Raw genomic sequence first — 8275 nt, 5'->3', positions numbered from 1 at the left:
ATCCGGGCGGCCCGCCCGGACGGCGCCCCGATCTACGTCATCCTGGACAATCTGTCCGCCCACAAGGGCGAGACCATCCGGCGCTGGGCAAAGAAAAACCGGGTGGAGCTGTGCTTCACCCCGACCTACGCGTCCTGGGCCAACCCGATCGAGGCCCACTTCGGACCGCTGCGGCAGTTCACCATCGCTAACTCCAACCACCGCAACCACACCGCGCAGACCCGAGCCCTCCACGCCTACCTCCGCTGGCGCAACGCGAACGCCCGCCACCCCGACGTGCTGGCCGCCCAACGCCGCGAACGCGCCCGTATCCGCAGCGAGAAGGGCATCCGCTGGGGCGGCCGAAGTCAGGCAACCGCTGCCTAAAACTACCCCGCGCGCCCCGGCGGCCACGCACTACGGTGGGACACATGTCCGAGCCCTCCGTGCGGGATTTCTACGACGATTTGGCCCACAACTACCACCTGATGTTCCGGGACTGGGACGCAAGCATGGCCTACCAGGCCGAGGTATTGGGCGGGCTCGTCCGCCAATCTCTCGGCGCGGGACCACACACCGTCCTGGACTGCTCGTGCGGGATCGGCACCCAGGCCATCGGGCTGGCCCGGGCCGGGCACCAAGTCGTCGGCAGCGACCTGAGCCCGGTCGCCGCCGCGCGCGCCGCCGCCGAGGCGGCGGCCCGTGGCAGCCGGCTTCCGGCCGCTGCGGCTGACATGCGCCAACTTCCTTTCAGAGAAACGTCATTCGACGTCGTCCTCTGCGCGGACAACTCGCTCACGCACCTACTCTCCGGGCAAGATCTCCGGACGGCACTCCTGGGCATGAGACGGGTACTCCGAGACGACGGACTGTTGATGATCACCGTCCGGTCCTATGACGAGACGCGCCAGACCAGACCCACGTCGACACCTCCCCAGGTCTCGCAAACACGCGACGGCCAAGCGATCACCTTCCAGCTGTGGCACTGGCACGAAGACGGCGAACGCTACGACCTGGAGCACTTTCAGCTCATCCCCGCAAAGAACACCTGGCAGGTCCGAGTCCGCCGGACCACCCACTGGGCGCTGACGCCCCCGCAGCTGACAGAGTTCGTGACTGAAGCCGGCTTCACCAAAATCGTCTGGCACAGTCCGGCCTCCAGCGGGTACTACCAGCCCGTCCTCACAGCACGGCGCGCTCCCTCAGCGCAGTAGCCCAGACATCGGCTCCGCCCTGCCCAACTTTCCGTTCATCCATGGCAAACCGGTGAACGTTGCCGGTCACAGCACTAGACGAGATCTTCGAGCCGGAGTTCCGGGCAGAGACGGCCCGCCGCATCGCCGGGTTCGCCGCCCACCACGAGCGCTGCCGGGTGATCGTCACGTCCCGGGTCATCGGCTACCAACGGCAAACGCTGGACGGGGCGGAGTTCGCCCACTACATGATCCAGGACCTGGACACCCCCCGTATCCATGAGTTCGCGCGCCGTTGGTACGAGACGGCGTGCCCCGGACAGCCCGCGATCGCCAAGCAGCTCCTCACCCGAATCATGGAAGCGGTCGCCCACTCGCGATCGGTTCGCGAGCTGGCCGGGAATCCGCTCCTGCTGGCCGTCCTTGCCATCCTCGGCCGCCGGCAGACCCTCCCCCGCGACCGGCATGGGGTGTACCAGCACGCCGTCACCGTGGTTGTCGCCCGCTGGGACAGGGACGCCAAGCATCTGACGGCCCCTCCGTCCGGGGCGGTCGCCGAAGCCCTCGACCTGCTGGGCCAGACCGAACGCCTGGAGATGCTGCGGCTTCTCGCTCGCAGGATGCAGGAGGGATCGGGCGGCATCTCGGGCAACTACGTGCCTGAGGCGGACGTCGAAGACGTCTTCCGCCAGTATCTCCAGCTCTGCGACGTTCGGCCGGACGTCGCGCGCCGCGCCGCCCGTGCCATGGTCCAGCAGCTCCGGGAGCGCAACTTCATCCTCGCCAGGTATGGCGGGGGTGCCTGGGGCTTCGTGCACCGCACGTTCCTGGAGTACCTGGCTGCGGCGGACATCGTCCACCGCTACGAGCACGAGCGGGAGTGGACCCCTGAGGCCCTCGTCTCCGAGGTTCTCGTCCCGAGGGCCAGGGACACCGCCTGGCACGAGGTAATCCTGCTGCTCGCCGGGCAGCTCCGGGAGCACGACACCGGGATGCTGGTGGACAGCCTCGCCCGGCCGGCTCCCTTCACCCGCCGCGAGGAGCAGCTCAGCCTTGCCCTCCGAGCGCTCGCCGAAGTGAAGAAGATCGGGGCACTGAGCACTCGGAGCGTCGCGGTGATCGACGGGATCACCCAGTACATGAGCCCAGGGGCCGCGAGCTTCGGAAGGTGGTGGCCCGACCACCCGGAATACACCGCTCTCTTCGTCACGGACCCGCAAGCGGCGGACGCGCCCGAGCCCAAGCGTCGCGCCGTGATGCTCCGAGCGCTCGCCGCCGGCGGGCACGAGGAGGAGTTCGAGTGGCAGCTCGCCCGGGAGGAGGTTCCCTGGGTCCGGAACGAGATGCGGCACGTCAAGCGGCTGCGGACTACTCCCGAAGCCGCGGCCCCCGCCGTCTTCCACGAGCAGCTGCTGACCGGCCTACGGCGGCTTCTAAAGGCCCGGGCCCAGGCCGAGAGCGCGGGTTGAGCCGCCGCGTCGCCCTGGCGTCGCCGCGGCGAGGATTTCCGCCCGCTCGGCGGAGCCGATCGTCTTCAGCGCGTTGAAGGCATGCTCTCCGGAGGAGAGCATGCCTTCGAGCAGGGGCATCTTAAAAGGAACGGTGTCGAGCTCGTCTCGGAACACCTGCTTCGGACCACCGGTCTGGGTCACAGTCGTCTCCCCCGAGGTCACGGCCGGGTCGCCTCGGAACTGCGGCCGCGAATCCCCACCTGCGCTGAGCAGAACCCTCCCCGGCGCAGCACGAGGCTGCAGCCGGGGAGGTCTCGATTACGCGTCCACCGCGTCCCGGACTGGCAGTGTGAGCTGCTGCAGTCCGAGCGCGTACTCGTACACCGGGATCCCGATGTCGGTGATGGCATCGAACACCAGCTGAGCAGAGCCCTTCTCCAGCTCCTTGACCGCGTCGCGGTTGTTGGTTCCCAGGAACTGCACCACGCCGTCCTTGTGGTTGATCTCGATGTTGAGCCGCGCACGGCCGCTGTCGTCGACGACGGCGACGAAAACGTCCATGCCCAGCTCGTCCGCGTAGCCGGCGATGCAGTTGTTGAGCTGCGATCCCCATCGAGCCAGAGTGTCCGCATCGCGTGCGACAACAAGCCGATGCTCGCCGATGCGCATGCCGTCAAGCTTCTCGGCGACGTCTGCGGCCCACGCCGCGCGCTTCTTCTCGCGGGAAAGGCGCTCCTGGCAGTAGCGCTCTGCCCGCGCTTCGCGTTCGAGCTGCTCGGCGGTCATCAGCTCCCGACGGTGTTCGACCAGGAACTCTTCGGCGTCCTCGCGGAACGCCGGGTCCTTCCACAGTTCCCAGGTCGCGACCGGCAGGTCAGAGTCTTCGAGCCGGCCGATCTGTGCGTTGTAGCTGTGCATCTCACGCAGAGCGTTCGCCTCGTTGATCACCGTGCTGATCGCCTGGTTCGAGCGCGCGAGTGAGCGGCTCTCCACCCAGACCTGGGGCATCGAGCGAACCAGGGTCTCCAGGTCCTGCGCGCCGCGGATGCGGCGCTGCCCCCGTGCCTTGATCAGCTCGGGCAGAAGGTCCAGGTCGCGCAGCTGCACATCGGCATTACCGAGGTCTCGCACGGTGTCCCCGATGATCCGGACACTCTGTGCGACCGGCTCGGCAAGGATCCGTCCCAGGATCGGCTGGGGCACGCGGCGGAACAGCGCTCGGGCCTGCACGCACTCAGCGGGCTTGAGGGCGATGTAGTGGTTCGTCTCGGTGCGGCGCATCGACTCGATGATCCAGTCGATCGGCACGAGCCCGCGGAACAGCCGGAACCAGTTCAGCACACTCATGTTGTGGGAAGAACGCCAGTCCGGCCTGGCCAGCATGCGCTCGACCAGGCGTTGGATCTCGCGCGCCAGCGGCTTGCGGTACCGGGTCTTGCCGAACACGTTCTCCGCTACCGTTTTGTAGTCCTCGGCGTCCAGGAAGTGCATCAGGCCCGAGTGTCCGAGCCTGCGAGGCAGGACCTCCTTCAGCAGCGGGAACCGCTCTTCGGCGACCGGGAGGTCCCCGATCAGGCGCAGGGCCTCGCCTCGGAGGTCCTGGAGGATCAGGCTTATCTGCGCCTGGATTCCGCTCCACCCGTGGTCTTCGAAGACGGGGCCCTCGACGACGCGGACATCCTGACCGAGAGGGTCCCACTCATGGGGCCGGATCGGCTCCAGCAGGGTCTGGTCGCCGAGCACATGCAGCAACTGCTCAAGCTGGTGCTCGCCGCCGGCAAAGAGGTGCTGGGTGCGGATCTGCCGGCTGGCGTTATCCAGCTTGCGCAGCACCACGAGGCCGGCCTTAGTACGCAGCAGCGAGAACGCCCGCACGGTCTGCCAGTACCGGAAGACCTTGCCGGAGGCGCGCATCCGGTGCACACGGTGCGACACCGAGCCAGACACGGTCACGCGGCCATCGGGTGCGGTGCGCACGACGACGCGGAGGCTCGCGCCGGTGCGGACACCCTCGGCGGTCGGCTCGATCCCGTCGTTGAGAATCTTGACGTGCAACAGCACGCGCTCGCTGTTCTCGGACATGGGTGCCTCCCGCGGTGTGTGGAACGTACGTGGACTGTGACGTCTCTGCAGGACTCAGCACCGGCCAGTAGGCAGTGCTCGTCTGGGAGGCACCCGAGATCGGCTTCGCCGATCTGCTTGTGAAAAAGAAGAACCCCGTCGCCAGAGCACGAAGCTCAGACGACGGGGTCCTGTGTGGGTCGCGGTCTATGCTCAGGTGCGCTCGAAGTGCGCCGCACCGGAGCTGTCCTGGAAACCGGTGGCGAGGTCGATCCAGAAGCCGTTCGGCAGGCGCACGAAGTTCTGGTCCACGCGCTGCCGCCCGGGCCCTGGGATCACGGGGATCTGTCGTCGGTCGACGATGGTCTCCTGGACATTCCCGTACGGCACCCGCCTGGATTGCGGCGGTGGTAAAACCCTCGGCGAACGGCTCGGCTCAGCGCGCCCGCTGGGGGACGGCCTTGCTCGCGTCGATGAGTGATTCAAGCATCGGTGCTAGCCGCTCGGGGAGCGTGGCGAGCCGGTAGTCGAGGAGGCGCTGCTCTTTGAGGATCTCGGCCGCGCGCAGGACGGTCGGGTCGCCGGCGGCTCTGGCACGTGACACCTGGCCGACGGCGGCGTCCAACCGCTCTCCTGCAAGGATGATGAACTGCGCGCCGGAGACGGCGCGGTCGGTGGGAAGCACGATGGTGCTCTCTTCCTGGCGCGCCTTCAGGGCGCTCCGTGTGGTCAAGCAGACTTTGATCTGGTCGATGTCGAGCGCTAGTTGCGCCGGTTAGGTGAACGTCCTCCGTGCACGAGCCCCTTGGGTTCGAAGGGCGCAGACCCTCCGCCCATTCAGCCACGGGTGTGCAGCGAGTTGACGGGTTAGTCAGGACTCGTCCAGGACCGCCGTGAGGTCGACCTTGGTGCCTCGGACGATCTCCGCAGCGCTGACGACTGTGTGGTGGCCGCCGACTGGGTAGCTCGGGTGGTCGGACGAGACGACGATGCAGTCCCAGGAGCCGGAGTGAAGCTTGTGCGGCAACGGTTCCTCCTCGACGCCCTCGGGTCGCAAGTCGCTGTGGAACTGGAAAGGCACCACGACGACCGCGCGCTTCTGATCGGTGCGGGGCGGCTCCCAGGGCAGTTGTATGAGCAGGTCCTGCGGCCACTCTGAGATGTTGACAGGCAAGGCGGACAGGTGGTGATTGATCGAGCCCTCGGGAGCCTGGGCCAGGCGCTCGCGCTCCTGCTCGGCGGTCTCGATGAATCCGATCTTCTCGAGGAACGACATGACGGTCTCCCTTGTCTGGGCTGATGGTCTTGCCACGGAGACACCCGGGCCAGCTCTGTTGGCCTCTCACAGCATGGCCATCTCCTCGGTGATGAGCTGCACATGGGTCAGGCGGCCCAGGTCTCGGTGTCCTCGTCGAAGTACGCAACGTCGGCGTACCAGGGCGCGTGCTCGCTGATCTCGGTGATCGCGCTCTCGGGACTGATCCGCGATCCCTCGACCACCGCCGACACCCACGAGCTTCCGGGCACGCCATCGCGGCGGAGGAAGATCTCCCGGGAGACCGGCGCACCTGTGGAGCGATGCGAAGGCGCGTCTTCGACGTTGTAGAAGTTGTTCAGCGCGTGGAGCTGATAGCTCGCCCACAACGGGATCCTGTCCGGCATCTCGGTCGGAACGTGACGGCTCGTGATCATGTGGTCTGCTCGCCTTAGCTCACGTTGGAAAGACCAGCCATTGCGCACGGCGGTGATCAGCATCTCTGCGTCTTCGAGGTCGGCAATCGGCTCGCCGGTGTCGGTCGGGCGCGGCAGGTCGATCCAGGCGTTGATCGCCTCGGCGTCCATCGTGGGTCGGTCGATGCCGGCGAACGCCCTAGGCTCGCCGCCGATCTGGGAGGTGACCACGAGATGGTTGCCCACGCTGGAGATCCCGGACTGAGCGGCCAGAGTGGTCTCTACGCGGTTGAGGTGCATGATCCAGCCGATGGGTGCCGGGAAGTCGGCCCCGAGACTTTCGAAGCCGAGAAAGACCTCGTCGATGCAGCCGCTGCGGAGCGCTCGCTGAGCCAGCTCGACGAGGGATGCGGGGATGTCGCGGTTGATGTCGGTCATGGTGTCTCCGAGTGAGTCGTGTGCGCGGGGAACGGGGTGGCTACTTCAGCGGTTCATGGACCGGATGGCCATGAGCAGCTCGCCGAGCACGTTGGCCCCAAGGACTGTGGCGTGTGCAGGGCAGGTGCAATCGCTCCAGAACTGGCCGTGCCAGTGGTTCATCTCGACGAGCGCGAAACCACAGACCCCTGACCAACCGGCCGCGCGCCGCGGTGATCGCGACTGTCATCGTGTCGGATCCCGTCTCAGTAGCCCTTGCGGGCCGCCGCGCGAGCCTGCGCTTCGGCGTCACGGGCGGGGATGGTGGCGAGGAGTTCGCCGGGGCTCGCGGCCCTGGCGAGGGACTTGGTACGGGCCGGGTCGGCGTACAGGGTCCACACGTCGCCGCCCATCCGGGGCCGGTGGGAGAGCTGCCAGAACCGGCGGTTGGCGTAGCAGATCTGCCAGGAACGCGGGCCGGACGGGTGCGCGCTCACACCGGCCGGAAGGTCCGGCAGTTCGGGCGTGGGACCGTACATACGGTCTATGTAGGCGAGGTGTTCGGCCGTCGCCGTGATGGCGACGCGCACCGTGTGCGGCCACCGGTGCCCTTCGGGCAGCATCGGCGCCCACTCCTTCCACTGCGCCTCGCTGCTCGCGCTGCCGGTGTACGGCGCCCAGGCCGCACCGCGCGCGTAGTTGAAGCCGAGCCGCATCAGGTGCCATCGGGCCGCGATCAACAGTCCTTCCGTGTTCGCGCCGTCGGTGATGGCGTCCAGGTAGATACCGGCGGGGTCGTTCTCCCGACCGGCCGCGCCCTGCTCCGTGAGCGGGATCATGTGGCGTTCCGCCGTGCTGCCTTCGGCGGTCATCAGCCGCAGCGTGGCGCCCCCGCCGGCGAGCGGGTACGCCATCCGGATTTCCGCGACGGTCGGCAGGGCGGCGAGTTGGCCCGCACGCATCCGCTCCAGCCGCTCGGTCATGGTGGCCGACAGCTGGGAACGCTCGCCACCCTCGGCGGCCATGCGCGACGCGGCGCCGCGCGCACGGGTGTCCTGGTCGCGAGTTGCCGGCGCAGCCGACTCGGGCGCGGCGGCGGCCTTCTCCCGCTGGGTGGCCACGTGCCCGACCGCGAGCGCGAGCGCGCCCTTACGGGTGGTGCTGTGGCTGCCGTACTGCCGCCGCTCTCCGCCGACTTCACGCACCTGCCAGAACAACATCCCGTGTTCCGACACCTGGTAGGCGGCATACGTGGCCTGTGGGAACCGGCGGCCGTTGAGGGTCTCGCCGGGCAGGTCGAACAGCCAGCCTTCTACGCCGTACTCGGTGCCCTCCGGCGCACTGCTGTTGGTCGGGGTGTACCGGCGGTACGAGCGGGTGACGATCTCCCGAACGATGCTGCGAGCCTGCGTGGTCATGCTGGGGGTTTCCTTCCGGGATTGCTGCCGTGCTCGGGGACCCTGCGCCGGTCGGCGCGGGTCCGCTGTCCCCGCCCGGTCTTGC

At 67.9% G+C, this 8275-nt stretch carries 10 protein-coding genes; 3 read left to right on the top strand and 7 right to left on the bottom strand.

Features of this window, described 5'->3' with window-relative positions; translation table 11 throughout:
* The 3 genes from ACF08M_RS30375 to ACF08M_RS30365 all read left to right on the top strand — a co-directional run.
* Positions 1-366 (top strand): transposase (locus tag ACF08M_RS30375; RefSeq protein WP_392188466.1); only part of this gene is annotated, 366 nt, incomplete at its 5' end.
* A gap of 44 nt (positions 367-410) precedes the next feature.
* Positions 411-1193 carry a class I SAM-dependent methyltransferase gene (locus tag ACF08M_RS30370; protein ID WP_392188465.1) on the top strand — a complete coding sequence of 261 codons (783 nt, stop codon included), beginning with the start codon at positions 411-413 and terminating at the stop codon, positions 1191-1193.
* 59 nt (positions 1194-1252) lie between these two features.
* On the top strand, positions 1253-2641 hold the full coding sequence (locus tag ACF08M_RS30365) for an NACHT domain-containing protein (protein ID WP_392188464.1): 1389 nt from the start codon (positions 1253-1255) through the stop codon (positions 2639-2641).
* Here ACF08M_RS30365 and ACF08M_RS30360 read toward each other — a convergent pair.
* The 7 genes from ACF08M_RS30360 to ACF08M_RS30330 form a co-directional block, all read right to left on the bottom strand.
* Complete coding sequence (locus ACF08M_RS30360) at positions 2606-2824, bottom strand: hypothetical protein (protein ID WP_392188463.1); 219 nt, start codon at positions 2822-2824, stop codon at positions 2606-2608. The two genes, ACF08M_RS30365 and ACF08M_RS30360, sit on opposite strands and share 36 nt — an antisense overlap.
* 117 nt (positions 2825-2941) lie before the next feature.
* Positions 2942-4705 carry a PcfJ domain-containing protein gene (locus tag ACF08M_RS30355; protein ID WP_392188462.1) on the bottom strand — a complete coding sequence of 588 codons (1764 nt, stop codon included), beginning with the start codon at positions 4703-4705 and terminating at the stop codon, positions 2942-2944.
* 192 nt (positions 4706-4897) lie between these two features.
* The gene (locus ACF08M_RS30350; RefSeq protein ID WP_392188461.1) at positions 4898-5074 is read right to left on the bottom strand and encodes a hypothetical protein; all 177 of its coding nucleotides are present in this window, start codon (positions 5072-5074) and stop codon (positions 4898-4900) included.
* 46 nt (positions 5075-5120) lie between these two features.
* Positions 5121-5417, bottom strand: coding sequence for a hypothetical protein (locus ACF08M_RS30345; RefSeq protein WP_392188460.1), 297 nt, complete (start codon positions 5415-5417; stop codon positions 5121-5123).
* A gap of 138 nt (positions 5418-5555) precedes the next feature.
* Positions 5556-5960, bottom strand: coding sequence for a hypothetical protein (locus ACF08M_RS30340; RefSeq protein WP_392188459.1), 405 nt, complete (start codon positions 5958-5960; stop codon positions 5556-5558).
* 107 nt (positions 5961-6067) lie between these two features.
* Entirely contained in the window at positions 6068-6793 is a 726-nt protein-coding gene (locus ACF08M_RS30335) for a hypothetical protein (RefSeq protein ID WP_392188458.1), read from the bottom strand.
* A 245-nt stretch (positions 6794-7038) separates the two neighbouring features.
* Positions 7039-8190 (bottom strand): hypothetical protein, encoded by a 1152-nt coding sequence (locus tag ACF08M_RS30330; protein WP_392188457.1) that lies wholly within the window; start codon positions 8188-8190, stop codon positions 7039-7041.
* Positions 8191-8275 lie beyond the last annotated feature (85 nt).

It is taken from the genome of Streptomyces sp. NPDC015032, assembly GCF_043080425.1.
Lineage (GTDB): Bacteria > Actinomycetota > Actinomycetes > Streptomycetales > Streptomycetaceae > Streptomyces.
This window is presented reverse-complemented; position numbering and strand designations above follow the sequence as displayed.

Bases quoted from the DNA above. Each gene is read 5' to 3' on its own strand.
- ACF08M_RS30335 (WP_392188458.1), bottom strand. From the start codon at position 6,793: ATGACCGACATCAACCGCGACATCCCCGCATCCCTCGTCGAGCTGGCT.
- ACF08M_RS30330 (WP_392188457.1), bottom strand. From the start codon at position 8,190: ATGACCACGCAGGCTCGCAGCATCGTTCGGGAGATCGTCACCCGCTCG.
- ACF08M_RS30340 (WP_392188459.1), bottom strand. From the start codon at position 5,960: ATGTCGTTCCTCGAGAAGATCGGATTCATCGAGACCGCCGAGCAGGAG.
- ACF08M_RS30355 (WP_392188462.1), bottom strand. From the start codon at position 4,705: ATGTCCGAGAACAGCGAGCGCGTGCTGTTGCACGTCAAGATTCTCAAC.
- ACF08M_RS30370 (WP_392188465.1), top strand. From the start codon at position 411: ATGTCCGAGCCCTCCGTGCGGGATTTCTACGACGATTTGGCCCACAAC.